General features: G+C 56.8%; 12 protein-coding genes. 6 read left to right on the top strand and 6 right to left on the bottom strand.

Annotated elements, in window-relative coordinates:
- Nucleotides 1–32 precede the first annotated feature (32 nt).
- Nucleotides 33–2,324, top strand: coding sequence for a zinc/cadmium/mercury/lead-transporting ATPase (locus tag OK409_RS15450; RefSeq protein ID WP_258993320.1), 2,292 nt, complete (start codon nt 33–35; stop codon nt 2,322–2,324).
- Nucleotides 2,325–2,378: 54 nt separating this feature from the next.
- Here the strand turns inward: OK409_RS15450 and tusA are convergent, their stop codons facing one another.
- Nucleotides 2,379–2,630, bottom strand: coding sequence for a sulfurtransferase TusA (gene tusA / locus OK409_RS15445; RefSeq protein WP_264367203.1), 252 nt, complete (start codon nt 2,628–2,630; stop codon nt 2,379–2,381).
- A gap of 204 nt (nt 2,631–2,834) precedes the next feature.
- Here tusA and OK409_RS15440 point away from each other — a divergent pair, with 204 nt between their 5' ends.
- A complete protein-coding gene (locus OK409_RS15440; protein WP_010253331.1) occupies nt 2,835–3,500 on the top strand; it encodes a 7-cyano-7-deazaguanine/7-aminomethyl-7-deazaguanine transporter in 666 nt (221 codons plus the stop codon).
- 116 nt (nt 3,501–3,616) lie between these two features.
- Entirely contained in the window at nt 3,617–4,171 is a 555-nt protein-coding gene (locus OK409_RS15435) for a DcrB family lipoprotein (protein ID WP_264367202.1), read from the top strand.
- Nucleotides 4,172–4,226: 55 nt separating this feature from the next.
- Here the strand turns inward: OK409_RS15435 and iolE are convergent, their stop codons facing one another.
- The 3 genes from iolE to iolD form a co-directional block, all read right to left on the bottom strand.
- Complete coding sequence (gene iolE, locus OK409_RS15430) at nt 4,227–5,123, bottom strand: myo-inosose-2 dehydratase (RefSeq protein ID WP_010253335.1); 897 nt, start codon at nt 5,121–5,123, stop codon at nt 4,227–4,229.
- A gap of 47 nt (nt 5,124–5,170) precedes the next feature.
- The gene (locus tag OK409_RS15425) at nt 5,171–6,181 is read right to left on the bottom strand and encodes a Gfo/Idh/MocA family protein (protein ID WP_033780961.1); all 1,011 of its coding nucleotides are present in this window, start codon (nt 6,179–6,181) and stop codon (nt 5,171–5,173) included.
- Nucleotides 6,182–6,243: 62 nt separating this feature from the next.
- Complete coding sequence (gene iolD, locus OK409_RS15420) at nt 6,244–8,184, bottom strand: 3D-(3,5/4)-trihydroxycyclohexane-1,2-dione acylhydrolase (decyclizing) (protein ID WP_264367201.1); 1,941 nt, start codon at nt 8,182–8,184, stop codon at nt 6,244–6,246.
- Between the two features lie 545 nt (nt 8,185–8,729).
- On the opposite strand from iolD, the gene OK409_RS15415 reads away from it, so the two are divergent.
- Nucleotides 8,730–10,643, top strand: coding sequence for a bifunctional 5-dehydro-2-deoxygluconokinase/5-dehydro-2-deoxyphosphogluconate aldolase (locus OK409_RS15415; RefSeq protein ID WP_163763334.1), 1,914 nt, complete (start codon nt 8,730–8,732; stop codon nt 10,641–10,643).
- A 440-nt stretch (nt 10,644–11,083) separates the two neighbouring features.
- The gene (locus OK409_RS15410; RefSeq protein ID WP_010253340.1) at nt 11,084–11,926 is read left to right on the top strand and encodes a MurR/RpiR family transcriptional regulator; all 843 of its coding nucleotides are present in this window, start codon (nt 11,084–11,086) and stop codon (nt 11,924–11,926) included.
- A 98-nt stretch (nt 11,927–12,024) separates the two neighbouring features.
- On the opposite strand, the gene iolB is transcribed toward OK409_RS15410, so the two are convergent.
- Both iolB and OK409_RS15400 read right to left on the bottom strand, forming a co-directional pair.
- Nucleotides 12,025–12,843 (bottom strand): 5-deoxy-glucuronate isomerase, encoded by an 819-nt coding sequence (iolB, locus tag OK409_RS15405; protein WP_010671521.1) that lies wholly within the window; start codon nt 12,841–12,843, stop codon nt 12,025–12,027.
- Between the two features lie 119 nt (nt 12,844–12,962).
- On the bottom strand, nt 12,963–14,468 hold the full coding sequence (locus tag OK409_RS15400) for a CoA-acylating methylmalonate-semialdehyde dehydrogenase (protein WP_010671520.1): 1,506 nt from the start codon (nt 14,466–14,468) through the stop codon (nt 12,963–12,965).
- Nucleotides 14,469–14,889: 421 nt separating this feature from the next.
- On the opposite strand from OK409_RS15400, the gene OK409_RS15395 reads away from it, so the two are divergent.
- Nucleotides 14,890–15,705: a TIM barrel protein gene (locus tag OK409_RS15395; protein ID WP_264367200.1), complete on the top strand. Its 816-nt coding sequence runs from the start codon at nt 14,890–14,892 to the stop codon at nt 15,703–15,705.
- The last annotated feature ends 30 nt before the right edge of the window (nt 15,706–15,735 follow it).

The raw sequence follows: 15,735 nt of genomic DNA, 5'->3' as shown, positions 1-15,735 counted from the left end.
TCATCCCACTATTCTTACACTCTGGAGGCCATATGCATCAACATCACGCCTGTGGCTGCGGCAAACCCCGTGCCAGTCACGCCGCAGCAAAACCGCTGTGCCAGGTTCGCCAGGCCCGCCCCCTCTCCCTTTCTATCCACGCCGCGACGCCTGTACCTGCGGAGACGGCAGGCTGTTGCTGTGACAGTCACTGCAGCCCTGGCAACGACGCCGACACCGCTGAGGAAAGCGACCGGCGAGGTGCCGACAGTTATCCCTTTAGCTGGCAGGTCAGCGGGATGGATTGCCCGTCGTGTGCCCGCACCATTGAAACCGCTGTCCGTCAGGTAAGTGGCGTGACCGACGCCCGTGTCTTGTTCAGCAGCGAGAAACTGGTGGTCAACGCTGACCAGGACGTACAAAACGCCGTTGAACAGGCGGTGAAAAAAGCCGGCTTCCAGCTCGCAACCCCATCAGCCACGTCGGCCACATCCCCCGCTACGCCGGGCTGGCAGCATAACCGGATGCTGATTTTGCTGGCGCTGCTGGTGCTTGCCAGTAGCATTCTCAGCCAGTTCGCGCCCGCCTGGGGCGATCGGCTGTTTGTGCTGACCACGCTGGTCGGCCTGGTCCCGGTGGCGCGCGGCGCGTGGCAGCGTCTTCGCAGCGGATCGCCTTTTACTATTGAGACATTAATGACGCTGGCGTCAGCTGGCGCACTGATTATTGGCGCACACGCTGAAGCCGCGATGGTGCTGGTGCTGTTTCAGCTGGGCGAACAGCTGGAAAGCTATGCCGCTTCCAGGGCGCGCAGCGGCGTAACCAGCCTGATGGCGTTGCGGCCTGAATCGGCGATTCGCCTTGAACAGGGCAAACGTACTGAGGTACCACTCGCAGCGCTGCAACCCGGCGATGTGATTGAAGTCGCGGCGGGCAGCCGCTTGCCGGTCGATGGCAGCTTAATCAGTCCGCTTGCCAGTTTCGATGAGAGCGCGCTAACCGGTGAATCACTGCCGGTAACGCGGGCCAGCGGCGAAAAAATCCTCGCCGGTGCTACCAGCGTTGATCGCCTGGTGATGCTGGAAGTGGTGTCGAAGCCGGGTGAAAGCGCGATCGACCGTATCCTGCAACTGATTGAAGAAGCGGAAACGCATCGTGCGCCGGTCGAACGCTTTATCGACCAGTTCAGCCGTATTTACACGCCGCTGGTCATGCTGCTGTCGCTGCTGGTGATGGTGGTGCCGCCCCTGCTCGGCGCAGGCGACTGGCAGCCGTGGATCTACAAAGGGCTGACACTGCTGTTGATTGGCTGCCCCTGTGCACTGGTGATCTCCACGCCTGCCGCCATTACCTCCGGGCTGGCTGCGGCGGCGCGACAGGGCGCACTGATCAAAGGCGGTGCGGCGCTGGAGCGGCTGAGTTCGGTGCGCAGAATGGCGTTTGATAAAACCGGTACCCTGACGCTGGGCAAGCCACAGCTGACGCAGATCCTGCGCTTTGGCACGGCCAGCGAGTCAGAGATGCTGGCGCTGAGCGCCGCTGCGGAACAGGGTGCCACCCATCCGCTGGCCAGCGCTATCGTGGCGGCCGCGCAGGCGCGTGATCTGGTGATTCCTGACGCGCAGGATCAGCTGGTGCAGGCGGGACGCGGCATCAGCGCGAAAGTCGCTGGCCAGCAGATTCAGCTGCTGACGCCCGGCCATGCACCCGATCTGACGCCGCAGCAAAATGCGCAGATAGCGCAACAGGAAGCTGAAGGTGAAACCCTGGTGGTGCTGATGCGCGATGGCGAAGCGCTGGGTGCGCTGGCTCTGCGCGATCAGCTGCGCGACGACGCCGTCGAGGCGTTAAAGGCGCTGAAAAAGCTGGGTATTGAGAGCCTGATGCTGACCGGCGACAATCCGCGCGCTGCGGCGACCATTGCCCGCCAGCTCGATATTGATTATCGCGCCAGTCTGCTGCCCGCCGATAAAGTCGCGGCGATCCGCGAACTGAGTCAGCAACAGCCGCTGGCGATGGTCGGGGATGGCATTAACGACGCGCCAGCAATGAAAGCGGCAACGCTGGGCATTGCGATGGGCAGCGGCACCGATGTGGCGCTGGAAGCGGCCGATGCTGCCCTGACGCGTAATCAGCTCAGCAATCTGGCTCCGATGATTGCGCTGGCACGCCGGACTCGGCGCATCATCCGTCAGAATATCGGTATTGCGCTGGGGCTGAAGGCGATTTTCCTGGTCACAACCCTGCTGGGTCTGACCGGACTCTGGCTGGCGGTGCTGGCAGATTCGGGTGCGACCGCGCTGGTCACCGCCAACGCGCTGCGGTTACTGCGTCGCCGCGCCTGAGCAGGCGGCTTCTGATCTGAAGAGTGAGGTTAACGGCGGCCTGTACGGCTGTCGTTAACCCGCCATGCCTTTGCGGATCAGAAAATGATAGGGCAGCGTGTCGGTTTGCTGCTCCAGCAAGCCATGTTCCATAAAGCGGCAGAAGCCGGGAATATCGCGCGTGGTGGCCGGATCATCGGCGATGATCAGCAACGTCTCGCCATCCTGCAGGCTGCGTACGGTTTTGCGCACCATCATCACCGGCTCCGGGCAACGCAGGCCACGGGCATCCAGCTGATGGTCGGCAGAGGAAAAAGCATCGCTCATAATCAACTCGGTTCAGGTAAGGGGCGCTCATTCTAGCGCGTGCTGGCGGTGAAGCAAGGCGATAACGATTGCGCTAAAATTAACCATTGCATAAAAAGCACAACGCGGTAAGATGCCGCCGCTTTTTGCTCATAAAACTGCCAGGCGCTGCCCGAACGGCGTCCCGCAATGGGTTCCCTCACCCCAACATTAAAAAGGTTGAATATGCTCGCATTTTCTTCGCGTCAGCGCATGCATGCGCTTTTCTGGTTATCGCTGTTTCACCTGCTGGTGATCACTTCGAGTAACTATCTGGTTCAGTTGCCTATTTCAGTGTTTGGCTTCCACACCACCTGGGGTGCATTCAGCTTCCCGTTTATCTTCCTGGCGACCGACCTCACCGTGCGTATTTTTGGCGCACCGCTGGCCCGACGCATTATTCTGGCCGTGATGATCCCGGCACTGTTTATCTCTTACAGTGTCTCGGCGCTGTTCTATCAGGGTGAATGGCAGGGCTGGCAGGCACTGGAAGTGATGAATCTGTTTGTTGCCCGTATCGCCTGCGCCAGCTTTATGGCTTACGCGCTGGGTCAGATCCTCGACGTTCACGTGTTCAACCGTCTGCGTCGCCTGCCACAGTGGTGGATTGCGCCGGGCTGCGCCATGTTCCTCGGGAATATCAGCGATACGCTGGCCTTCTTCTTTATCGCCTTCTATAAAAGCCCCGATGCGTTTATGGCGCAGCACTGGGTTGAGATTGCCCTGGTGGATTACAGCTTCAAAGTGCTGATCTGCATGGTCTTCTTCCTGCCCGCCTACGGCGTGCTGCTCAACGCGGCGCTGAAACGTCTGGCTGAACGCCAGACCGCCCGCCAGGTCAATTTCGGCTAAGTGCCCATACGGTTTCCACTACTATCCGCTAAGATCTTCTGACAATCATCAGGTTGCGTTTGCAACCTGATTCCTGTTGTATTAATGCCTGACTGGAAACTTAAAAAGGGATTCTGATGCGCAACCTGGTGAAATATGTAGGAATGGGTTTACTGGTACTCGGCTTAGCAGCCTGTGACCAGAAGAAAGATGAAGCGGCGAATGACAACGGCGTCAGCGCCAGTCAGTCGGCGCAAACCGTCACGCTGATGGATGGCAAACTGAGCTTCTCGCTGCCACCAGGCATGTCCGATAAAAGCGGTAAACTGGGTTCGCAGACCACTAACATGCAAGTTTATGCGGATGAAACCGGTGCCCGCGCCATTATTGTGATTGCCGGCGACCCGACCAATGATGGGCTGGATGTGCTGTCGCAGCGTATGGAACAGCAGCAGCGTAACCGCGATCCGCAGTTGCAGGTGGTGTCGAACAAATCTGTGACGCTGAAAGATCAGCCCGCACAGCAGCTGGATACGGTGATTTCTGCCAACAACCAGACCTCATGGTCTTCAGTGGTTCTGGCGAAAGTAGATGGCAAACTGGTGACGCTGCAGATTACGCTGCCAGGTGATAATCAGCAGCAGGCGCAGAGCGATGCTGACAACATCGTGAAAAGCATTACGCTGAAGTAAAACAAAAGGCTGGCTTCCCTGCACGGGGAAGCCAGCCTTCGTTCAGAAGGGCTTTTTATAAACCTGCATTCTCGCGAATATATTTCCGCGCTTTCACCGCATATTCAAACGGATTGGCCAGTGCCGGATCCTGCTCCGCTTCAACCACCATCCAGCCTTTATAGCCGTAATCATCCAGGATTTTGAACACCGGTCTGAAGTCGATCACGCCATCGCCCGGTACGGTAAAGGTGCCCTTTTTCACTCCTTCCAGGAACGAAAGATGGTTCTCACGCACCTCGGCGACCACCTCATCACGCACATCCTTAAGATGAACGTGGAAGATGCGCGGCAGATATTTCTCCAGTACCGCCAGCATTTTCTGCTGGGAGCCTTCGGAGTAGTAGACGTGGCCGGTGTCATAGAGCAAACCGACCTGCTCGTCGGTCATCTCCATAAACCGGTCAATCTCTTCAGTGGTCTGAATGCCGGTGCCCATATGGTGATGCAGCGTCACGCGCATCCCCTTCTCCGCCGCGATGCGGGCCAGTTCGTTGTAGCCTTCCGCGGTTAACTGCCACTCTTCATCGCTGAAAATGGCTTTCTCTTCAAACACCGCAAGCCCGGTGCCCTGAATACTTTTACTCTGTTCAGAACAGCCAATCACCCGCGCGCCCATTGCATGCAGGAAGTTCATATGCTCGATGAACTGTTCGATAGTTTTCTGTTTGTCGCCGTTGGCGAAAAAGGTGCTGAACCAGGCGTTGCAGATCTCGATGCCGCGAATGTCGAGCATCGGTTTCAGGATCGCCGGATCGCGGGGATATTTGCTGCCCACTTCACTGCCGGTAAAGCCAGCCAGCGCCATCTCACTGACGGTCTGCTGGAAGGTATTCTCACTGCCGAGATCCGGCATGTCATCGTTGGTCCAGCCGATCGGGGCGATCGCCAGTTTTACATTCTCTTTGTTCATTATCTTATTCCCAGGCGGAGAGCGGCCATGCCGCATAGACAGCTAAATCAGTTATAGAAAGCAGGACGCGGCGGCATCTCTACCGGCTCAATCGCACCACTGTTCTGCGCTTTAATGCAGGCATCGGCGGCGACTGAGGCGGCAAAGCCATCCCAGGCAGAAGGACCGGTCAACTGGCCCGCTTTGATGTCGTTGATAAACGCCTGCAGCTCAACGTCATACGCTTCGATAAAGCGATCTTTCCAGTCCACCAGAATGGTGTTCGAGAGGCGGGCCTCTTTGCGCAGCTGCACCGAAGAGGGCTCTGGCAGGCGGGCAATCCCCTCTTCACCCACCACTTCACACTGGATGTCATAGCCGTAAGCGCAGTTAACGAAGATCTCGACGTCAATGCGAACCCCTTTCTGGGTTTCAAACAGCACGATCTGCGGATCTTTCAGCTGACTGTGTGACTTCGAGGTGACGCGCGGGAAGACTACCTGCACCGTTTTATAGTCATCGTTTGTCAGCCAGCGCAGCACATCCAGCTCGTGGATCAGGGTGTTGGTGATCGCCATCGGCGTGGTGTAGTTCTCCGGCACGGTCGGGTTGCGGTGCGCACAGTGCAGCATCAGCGGCTCACCGATATCGCCATCGGTGATCACTTTTTTCAGTGCACGGTAGCCCGCATCGTAAGGACGCATAAAGCCGACCTGCACCAGGCGTTTACCCGCCTGAATCTCTGCATCCACGACCCGGCGGCAGCCCTCGGCGCTCATCGCCAGCGGCTTTTCACAGAACACCGGTTTACCGGCGGCAATCGCCGCTAAGGTGAACTCTTCATGGGTCGGATCCCATGAGGTGACCAGCACCGCATCAACATTCGGAGACTGAATCACGTCGTGTCCATTTTCGAATACCTCCGCCTCAATATTCAGGCGTTGCAGTGCGGCACGCGCACCTTCGACATTAATGTCAGAGACGGCAACCACCTGTGCACCCTGCAGCACATGGCTGCAGCGACGAATATGTTCCTGACCAATTGCACCTGTACCGATGACGCCAAGTTTCAAAGTCATAATTACACCTGTGTAGGGTTCGTACGGAGAAGAGCAAAACGGGCCGCGGCACGGCCCTGAAATTAATATTTTCGCGCCTGATCCAGATGGCTGTTGAGCTTGTCCGCCACCGCCTGAGAACGTTCGGTCTTCGAGGCCTGCGCCACGCCGACGTGCCACCAGCTGAAATATTTGTGGATCATGGTTTTTGGCAGCACTTTGATGTCGATAAGAGTGGAAACCGTCTGGGTGCGGGCATCTTCCAGCGCCGCCTTAAGCTGCTCCAGCGTGGTCACACGATAGGTTTTGCAGCCATAACCGGCGGCAATAGCGGCGAAATCGACCGGGATAAAGCCGCCGTCCAGCTTGCCGCCTTCCGCATTACGGAACCGGAACTCGGTGGTAAAGCTGTCCATGCCGTGTTCCATCTGCAGGTTATTGATGCAGCCGTTGGTCATGTTATCCAGCAGCACTACGTTGATCTTCGCCCCTTCCTGAATCGAGGTGACCAGCTCTGAATGCAGCATCATAAAGGAGCCATCACCGACCAGCGCATAGACCTCGCGCTGCGGCTGCGCCAGCTTCACACCCAGCGCGGCATTCACTTCATAACCCATGCAGGAGTAGCCATATTCAACGTGGTAGGCGTTGTAATCTTTGGTGCGCCAGACGCGCTGCAGGTCGCCCGGCAGACTGCCCGCCGCTGCCACTACCACTGCGTCTTTCGGCAGTTGCTCATTTAAGGTGCCGAGCACGCTGCTTTGCGTCAGTAGCGACTGGGTCAGGCGGTTAAACTCAGCGAACACTGCTTCGCGGTCGAGATGATCCGCAATCTCCGGCACAAAGTCGCCATCGTGATATTCCACCAGGTAGACGCGCTGCGTCTCTTTCAGCAGCTGGCTCTGCGCCTGCTCAATCTGATTGCCCCAGTCATTACTGTAGTGCTGCGAGGCCAGCCCGGCGGTGAGCGCGGTCAGCCCTTCGCGGGCATCAGCCAGCAGCTGCACGCCATCGAGCTTGTAGCTGTCAAAGTTGCTGACGTTGATGTTCAGGAAGCTGACATCGGGATGCTGGAAAATCCATTTCGACGCGGTAGTGAAGTCGGTGTAGCGGGTGCCGATGCCGATCACTAAATCGGCCTCTTTCGCCAGCAGGTTAGCCGCCAGACAGCCGGTTTCGCCCACGCCGCCGACATTCAGCGGATGGTCAGAGACCAGCGTGCCTTTGCCCGCCTGCGTCTCCGCAAAGGGAATCTGATAGCGCTCGGCAAACTGGCGCAGCGCCTCGCCCGCTTCGGAGTATTTCACTCCGCCGCCGCAGATAATCATCGGCTTGCGCTTACGGTTAATCAGCGTCAGGGCATCTGCCAGCTGCGCCGCCACCGGCAGGCGGCGATCCAGACGGTGCACCCGTTTCTGGAAGAAGTAGTCCGGGTAATCCCAGGCTTCGCCCTGCACATCCTGCGGCAGCGACAGCGTGACCGCGCCGGTTTCTGCCGGATCGGTCAGTACGCGCATGGCGTTGATACAGGCGGACATCAGCTGTTCCGGGCGGCTGACGCGATCCCAGTATTTGCTGACGGCGCGGAAGGCATCGTTGGTGCTGATGCTGAGATCGTAGCTCTGCTCAATCTGTTGCAGCACCGGATCGGGCTGGCGGGTGGCGAAGACGTCGCCTGGCAGCAGCAGCAGAGGAATGCGGTTGGCGGTAGCGGTCGCCGCGGCGGTGATCATATTGGCCGCACCAGGCCCCACAGACGAACTGCAGGCGATAATCTGGCGGCGCAGCGACTGGCGCGCAAAGCCGGTGGCAGCATGAGCCATACCCTGCTCATTACGGCCCTGGTAGACCACCAGATCGCCGCTATCCTGTTCCAGCGCCTGGCCCAGCCCCAGCACGTTGCCATGTCCGAAAATGGCGAAGATGCCTTTTACGAACTTCGTCTCAACGCCATCGACATCAATGAATTGATTATCAAGAAATTTAACCAGCGCCTGTGCCGTGGTCAGTCTGATAGTGCCCATATTCTTCCTTACATGCTGGTGGACCCCGACTTCCGCGACAGAACGCCAGGCGTTGTCATCGGCGGAAAAGGCGACCTGAATAACTGAAACGTGAGGCGATTATAAACAAATATATTTTTCATAAAACACGATTACAGAAGAAACATTTCATTTTGCGAGTGAGATCAAATTTAATGACGGCAACAGGTCTGGCGGGCGATTACAGTGGGGAAATCTGGAACGTTTAACAGAGAGTGATGCCTGATGAAAAAATTCATTTCAATGCAGCAGCTTGCCTGACTGGCGTACGGATTCCTGCGATCCCCTTCACAACCCTGACATACCGCACATCACGCTGGCAGAGTTCGCGCAGGCGGGCGGCAATCAGGAGTTTTACCTGGTTCACAAAATTGCGATGGATATTTCATTTCGTATTGAATATGGAATTTTTATTCCTCATACTCCCCTCATAGCCAGTCAGACACCTACAGACCCGGAAGCAGAGCGAAACTGGTGTCGGTCTTTACGCCCGCCAGCGCTGCTAATCACAGAAGGAAACCACAGGTATGAGTACACAACAGAAACCGCTTGATGTGATTTGTATCGGGCGCATCGCCGTTGATTTTTATGGCCAGCAAATCGGGGCGCGACTGGAAGATGTCACCTCCTTTGCTAAATATCTGGGCGGATCGTCAGGCAATGTCGCCTATGGCACCGCGATTCAGGGGCTGAAATCGGCGATGCTGGCGCGGGTGGGAGATGAGCATAATGGTCGCTTTCTGCGTGAAGAGTTGCAGCGCGTAGGCTGTAACACCGATGCGCTAATCACCGATCCGCAGCGTCTGACCGGACTGGTGATCCTCGGCATCAAAGATGAAGAGACTTTTCCGCTGATTTTCTACCGCGATAACTGCGCCGATATGGGTCTGGTCCCGGACGATATCGACGAAGCTTTTATTACCTCTGCGCGCGCCGTAGCGGTTACCGGCACCCACTTATCCCATCCTCAGACCCGCGAAGCGGTGCTGAAAGCGCTGGATATCGCCCGCCGCAACGGCCTGCGCACGGCGCTGGATATCGATTACCGTCCGGTGTTGTGGGGACTGACCTCTCTGGGCGACGGTGAAACACGTTTCATTGAGTCGTCACAGGTCACGCAGCAGTTACAGGAAGTGGTGCACTATTTCGATTTGATCGTCGGCACCGAAGAGGAGTTTCATATTGCCGGTGGCAGCACCGACACACTGACCGCGCTGAAAAACGTGCGTCAGGCGAGTCAGGCGACGCTGGTCTGCAAACGCGGTCCGTTGGGTTGCGTGGTGTTTGAAGGCGAGATCCCGGATAGCTGGGAACAGACTGAGCTGCACACGGGCGTACGCGTCGAGGTTCTCAACGTGCTGGGCGCGGGCGATGCCTTTATGTCTGGCCTGCTGCGCGGCTGGCTGAATGATGAGGGCTGGACTCAGGCGTGCCGTTACGCCAACGCCTGCGGAGCGCTGGTGGTATCACGCCACGGTTGCGCACCCGCCATGCCAACCAAAGCGGAGCTGGATGATTTCCTGAGTCGCGACAAAGAGGTGAAGCGTCCCGATCTCGACAGCCGTCTGAACCATCTGCACCGCGTGACTACCCGCAAGCAGCAGTGGCCGGAGCTGAATGTCTTCGCCTTTGACCACCGCAAACAGCTGGCGGATATGGCGCAGGAAGCGGGCATGGACGAAAGCCGCATTCCGGAACTGAAACTGCTGCTGCTGGAAGCCGCTCAGCAGGCTGCCAGAGAAGCAGGATTAGAGAATAAAAGCGGGATTCTGGCGGATACGACCTACGGTCAGAAGGCGCTGAACGCCATCACCGGTAAGAACTGGTGGATTGGCCGCCCGATTGAGCTGCCGAGCTCGCGGCCGCTGCGCCTGGAACATGGCAACATCGGCTCGCAGCTGATCGACTGGCCTGCCGAACACGTGGTGAAATGTCTGGTCTTCTATCATCCACATGATAGTGCTGAACTGCGTAAAGAGCAGGATGAGCTGGTGCTCGACGTCTGGAACGGCTGTAACAAAAGCGGTCATGAGCTGCTGCTGGAAGTGATTCTGCCTGACAACAACCCGGATAAGAATGAAACGTATTACTTTGATATGTTGAGCCATTTCTACAGTCTGGGCATCCAGCCTGACTGGTGGAAACTGCCACCGCTGTCGGCGGAAAGCTGGCAGGCGATCAGCGGTCTGATTGAGCAGCAGGATCCCCACTGTCGCGGCATTCTGTTACTCGGTCTGGATGCGCCCGAAGAGAAGCTTAAAGCGGGCTTCGCCGCGGCGGCCAAAGCGCCCTGGGTGAAAGGTTTTGCGGTAGGCCGCACTATCTTTGGTCAGCCTTCCCGCCAGTGGTTACAGGGGGAGCTGGACGATCAGGCGTTGATTGAGACGGTTAAAGGCAACTATCTGCGACTGATTGAGTACTGGCGCGCTGCCCGCGCCTGATTTGCAGCTCTGTCAAAAAGCCGCTTTTAGACCGTGCAGTCACAGGGAACACGGTCAGATCGGAAAGACGCGAAAGCTGCCATCCATGGCATGCTCGGCCCGCACCATCCTTGGTGCGGGACGCTTTCCTCTTCTGACCGTGTTCCCTGCTCGTTTAGCTAATGTGTTGCTGCCAGACCCGATTTTTCAGCAATCTGCAGCCATTCCAATCTGAATGGTGAAAGACTGCATACTTCCATCCCTGCTGGCATTTCATCCCGGCTTTCATCCTGACATTGCCCGCGAAAAGTCATGCATCGGGCGCTAAAGCTAATCTGTGAACCATTTCATAAAGCCATGAAATAAACCGCGTCGTTGACGCAAAGAAATGAAATTTTCCATCCATCTGATACTATAGCGCTCATTATGCAGCCATTATTCTAATTATACGGGCAGAAGTGATGAACAATAATCCCACCCAACTTTCTCTCTTGCAGGACGATATTCGTCGCCGCTACGAAACGCTGAGCAAGCGTCTTAAACAGGTTGCGCGCTACATCCTTGATAACAGTAACAGTATTGCTTTCGATACCGTCGCCTCGATTGCTCAACAGGCCGATGTGCCACCGTCGACGCTGATCCGCTTTGCGAATGCTTTTGGCTTCAGCGGCTTCAACGAAATGAAACAGGTTTTTCGTCAGCATCTGATGGAGGAGACGGTCAACTATACCGAGCGCGCTCGCCTGTTTCGCCAGACCTCCACGGACGACAGCGCCAGTGCGCCTGAAAGTCCGGCGGAAATCCTCAACGTCTTTACCATGGTTAACAGCCAGGCGCTGCAGCAGTTGGCGATGCAGGTTAATCCTGAGCAGCTGAACAAAGCGGTGAAACTGCTGAATGAGGCTGAGAATATCTATGTTATCGGCCTGCGTCGCTCTTTCAGCGTCGCCTCCTACCTGGTCTACGCGCTGCGTCATCTTGAGCGCCGCGCTTTCCTGATTGATGGCCTGGGCGGGATGTTTACCGAGCAGCTCAGCCTGGTCAACCCGAAAGATGTAGTGATTGCGATCAGCTACTCGCCTTATGCACGTGAAGCGGTCGAGGTGGTTGAAATGGGTGCCAAACGCGGTGCGCATCAGATTGCCATTACCGACAGTCAGGTCAGTCCGTTGGCCGCCTTCAGCGATGTCTGCTTTGTGGTACGTGAAGCGCAGGTCGATGGCTTCCGTTCGCAGGTCGCTTCACTCTGCCTGGCACAGACGCTGGCGGTTTCGCTGGCACTGAACAACGCAAAGACCAGCTGAGTTCCACACACAAAAAAGGGCAGCGCGACAGGCTGCCCTTTTTACTGATATGAACGCGGGTTATAAACCGTAATTGCTGTTTATTTTTCAGCGAAGACTTACGCTTTCCGCGGATAGCTGTCGCTGTTCACCCAGGCGTGATCTTTCTCCCAGGTAAATTTCCACAGCCGCACCGGCCCCGCCATCACGTTCAGATAGTAGTTATTGTATCCCGCCAGCGTCGCTACCGGATGATAGCCGCGCGGTACCATCACCACGTCGCGATTATAGGGTGCCATACAGACATCCAGGGAACGGTCGTCGGTGTAGACGCGCTGCATGGCAAAGCCAGGTTCCGGATCGAAACGGTGATAGTAGGTCTCTTCCAGGTAGGTTTCGTTTTCACTCTCCTCCTGGTCGTGCTTGTGGCTGGGATAAGAGCTGGTATCGCCCTCGTTGGTATAGACTTCCACCACCAGCAGGCTATCAGCCGGCTCATTGTCAGGCAGGATATTGTGAACCAGGCGCTGGTTGCGCCCTTTTCCGCGATGCTCAACGCCGACATCGGCTGGCGCAATCAGGCGCGCAGGCAGATTCCCCTGACCGGGCGCATTACAGACCGCCAGCTCAAGATCGCTGTCAGCGTAAACCTCTACTTCATCATCATGCGGCACATAAACGGAATAAGGCGGAACGCGCTCAAAAGGCGACATGCGCTGACCGATACCGGGAAAATCAGCATGGCGGGTTTTTACCGAGGCCAGCCCGGCCACCAGCACCAGACACAGCTCTTTATCACCACTGCTGAGACGCAGGGTTTCCCCTTTCTTCAGCAAATAGGCATCAAATCCCACATAACGCCAGCCGGCGCGCTCAGGCGTCACATGCTGAATACGACCCTGCGCGTCAGGGGCTTGTGCTTTCGACAGTAAAGACATCCTGATACTCCTCTCTGTCACGATTGACGCTGCGGTGGGCTCGCGGGCGCGGTGCCAGCGAACAAAGCGACCGGCAGATTATCCTGCCGGTCGCGCACCGGGATCAGCGTTGAAATGAATCAGCCTAAGGTTGGCATACTGAATTCAGACACGGTCTGCTGACCGGATGGCCAGCGTACGGTGGCCGTTTTCATGCGGGTATAGAAACGCACGCCATCCGGCCCATGAACATTGAGCGCGCCAAACACTGAACGCTTCCAGCCGCCGAAGCTGTGGAACGCCATCGGCACCGGAACCGGCACGTTGACACCGACCATACCCGCTTCAACGTTCTGCACAAACTCACGTGCGGTGTGACCGTTGCTGGTGAAAATCGCGCTGCCGTTGCCGAATTCATGGCTGTTAACCAGTTGCAGCGCACTGTCGTAGTCCGGCGCGCGCATGATGCTCAGCACCGGCCCAAAAATCTCTTCGCGCCAGATCACCATCTCAGAGGTGACATGATCAAACAGCGTGCCGCCGACGTAGTAACCTTCGGCGTGACCTGCAACCTGCACGTTACGACCATCGACCACCAGCTTCGCGCCTTCCTGCTCGCCTTTGTCGATGTAGCCCAGCACTTTCTTCTGGTGCGCCGCCGAAACGACCGGTCCCATCTCATTTTCATCAGCGCCCTGATTAATGCCAGGGCCGATACGCAGCGCGTTCACCAGCGGAGTCAGACGGGCGATCAGCTTGTCGGCGGTATCATCGCCCACGGCGACCACAACCGGCAGCGCCATGCAGCGTTCACCAGCAGAGCCAAACGCACCACCCATAATGGCGTTGACGGTGGCATCCAGGTCGGCATCCGGCATAACGATAGCGTGGTTTTTCGCCGCGCCAAACGCCTGTACCCGCTTGCCGTGGGCGCTGGCGGTTTTATAGATATGCTCAGCCACGCCAGAAGAACCGACGAAGCTCACCGCGGCAATACGCGGATCTTTATAGAGCTGCTCAGCATCTTCATTGGAACTGTGCACCACGTTGAATACGCCATCGGGCAGGCCCGCTTCGGTCAGCAGTTCAGCCATACGCACTGCAGCAGAAGGATCCAGCGCCGGTGGCTTCAGCACAAAGGTGTTACCGCAGGCCAGGGCTATCGGGAACATCCATAGCGGCACCATCGCCGGGAAGTTAAACGGCGTAATGCCCGCCACGACGCCGACCGGTTGCATCAGCGAGTAGCTGTCAACGCCGCTGCCGACGTTCGGGGAATATTCGCCTTTGAGCAGATGGGGGATCCCGCAGGCAAACTCAATCACTTCGATGCCACGCGTCAGTTCACCCAGCGCATCAGACCAGACTTTGCCGTGCTCAGAGACAATCAGCGCCGCCAGCTCGTCACGGTGCTTCTCCATCAGGGCTTTGAAGTTGAACAGAACGCGGGCGCGACGCAGCGGCGAGGTTTTCGACCAGGCGGCAAAAGCGTCATGCGCGACACCAATCGCCTGGGCCACTTCATCAGCGGTACTTTGCGTCAGTTCACGTACCACTTTGCCGGTTGCCGGATCGTAAACAGGAATGGTTTCGTTGCTGGCGCTGAAAGTGGTTTTACCGCCAATAAAGTTACCTATGATTGTCATGATGTTGCCTCTTTAGATGGTTAAGTTCCCTGCAGACGGACCATGCGACCTGCCACACTGCCTGACCAGGCAAACCTGAAAGCGTGCTATGAAGCTATTACAGTGGAACAAATTTTTCAAATGGTTCTTTTTGGAAAATTTGATTTTAGCGGCACAGATCGCATTTTTCCCGCCACTTAGTCTCTCGCGGCATCACGATGACGGGAGGCCACTAATAGCGGCCAGCCTTAGCGTAGCAGGGTAATAGCCGGGGAGTGGTTTGAGCGTTTTACTGCGAAGTCGATCCAGCCTTTATGCATCGGGCTGAAACGGAATATGAAATTAATGCGAGGCTGATCTAATAATTTGTGTTTCATTATTCACTATTAATGAAATAAATGTTCTCTTTGGTCGCATCATCCTCCTGTCCCGGAGTCAGCGCATGGCCATCGATCCAACCCGTTTCTGTATCAACCGCAAAATTGCGCCCCGGCTCTCGCTGGAGGCATTTTTTCAGCTGGTTCAGCGTCTGGGGCTGAGCAAGGTTGAACTGCGTAATGACATGCCGGGCGGCAGCGTCACTGACGATCTCAGCACCGATCAGCTGCGCGCTCTGACCGACAGGTATCATATTGATATCATCACCATTAATGCGCTCTATCCGTTTAACCGCATTGATGACGCGCTACTGGCCCGGGCCGAAGCACTGTTACAGACAGCACAACAGATTGGTGCAAAGGCGCTGGTCATGTGTCCGCTGAATGAGGGGATAGCCGTGTCGCCTCAGCAAACCCAGGCGGCGATGCAGCAGCTGGCCCCGCGCTTTGCCCACTATGGCATTCAGGGTCTGGTGGAGCCACTGGGTTTTCCGGTCAGCTCGCTGCGTTCGGCGGTACAAACGCAGCAATTGATCGCCGCGGCGGACGTGCCCTTTAAGTTATTGCTGGATACCTTTCACCATCATCTCTATGAGCAGGCTGAGCAGGAGTTTCCAGCAGGCATTGATGTTAACCAGATCGGTCTGGTGCACCTTTCGGGCGTGGAAGATCGCCGTCCGACCGCCGAACTGACCGATGAAGAACGCATCATGTTGAGTGATAACGATGTACTGAAGAGCGTGGTGCAGGTGAAGCGGCTGGAGATGCTTGGCTATAAGGGCGTTTATGCCTTTGAGCCTTTCTCCAGTCAGCTCAGCAACTGGACCCCTGCGGAGATTGAACGCCAGATCCGCAACAGTATTGAACTGCTGCAAGCCTGAATCCTGTTCTGCGCTTTGCGCGCACCATTA

Origin of the sequence: Pantoea sp. RG18 (assembly GCF_025910075.1) — a bacterium.
Lineage (GTDB): Bacteria > Pseudomonadota > Gammaproteobacteria > Enterobacterales > Enterobacteriaceae > Pantoea > Pantoea agglomerans.
The sequence above is the reverse complement of the archived record's forward strand: the minus strand, read 5'-3'. Positions and strand labels throughout refer to the sequence as shown.

Excerpts from the sequence above, each read along its gene's own strand:
- OK409_RS15415 (WP_163763334.1), top strand. The coding sequence starts at position 8,730 with ATGAGTACACAACAGAAACCGCTTGATGTGATTTGTATCGGGCGCATC.
- OK409_RS15400 (WP_010671520.1), bottom strand. The coding sequence starts at position 14,468 with ATGACAATCATAGGTAACTTTATTGGCGGTAAAACCACTTTCAGCGCC.
- iolE (WP_010253335.1), bottom strand. The coding sequence starts at position 5,123 with ATGAACAAAGAGAATGTAAAACTGGCGATCGCCCCGATCGGCTGGACC.
- OK409_RS15450 (WP_258993320.1), top strand. The coding sequence starts at position 33 with ATGCATCAACATCACGCCTGTGGCTGCGGCAAACCCCGTGCCAGTCAC.
- OK409_RS15395 (WP_264367200.1), top strand. The coding sequence starts at position 14,890 with ATGGCCATCGATCCAACCCGTTTCTGTATCAACCGCAAAATTGCGCCC.
- OK409_RS15425 (WP_033780961.1), bottom strand. The coding sequence starts at position 6,181 with ATGACTTTGAAACTTGGCGTCATCGGTACAGGTGCAATTGGTCAGGAA.
- OK409_RS15410 (WP_010253340.1), top strand. The coding sequence starts at position 11,084 with ATGAACAATAATCCCACCCAACTTTCTCTCTTGCAGGACGATATTCGT.
- iolB (WP_010671521.1), bottom strand. The coding sequence starts at position 12,843 with ATGTCTTTACTGTCGAAAGCACAAGCCCCTGACGCGCAGGGTCGTATT.
- tusA (WP_264367203.1), bottom strand. The coding sequence starts at position 2,630 with ATGAGCGATGCTTTTTCCTCTGCCGACCATCAGCTGGATGCCCGTGGC.
- OK409_RS15435 (WP_264367202.1), top strand. The coding sequence starts at position 3,617 with ATGCGCAACCTGGTGAAATATGTAGGAATGGGTTTACTGGTACTCGGC.
- iolD (WP_264367201.1), bottom strand. The coding sequence starts at position 8,184 with ATGGGCACTATCAGACTGACCACGGCACAGGCGCTGGTTAAATTTCTT.
- OK409_RS15440 (WP_010253331.1), top strand. The coding sequence starts at position 2,835 with ATGCTCGCATTTTCTTCGCGTCAGCGCATGCATGCGCTTTTCTGGTTA.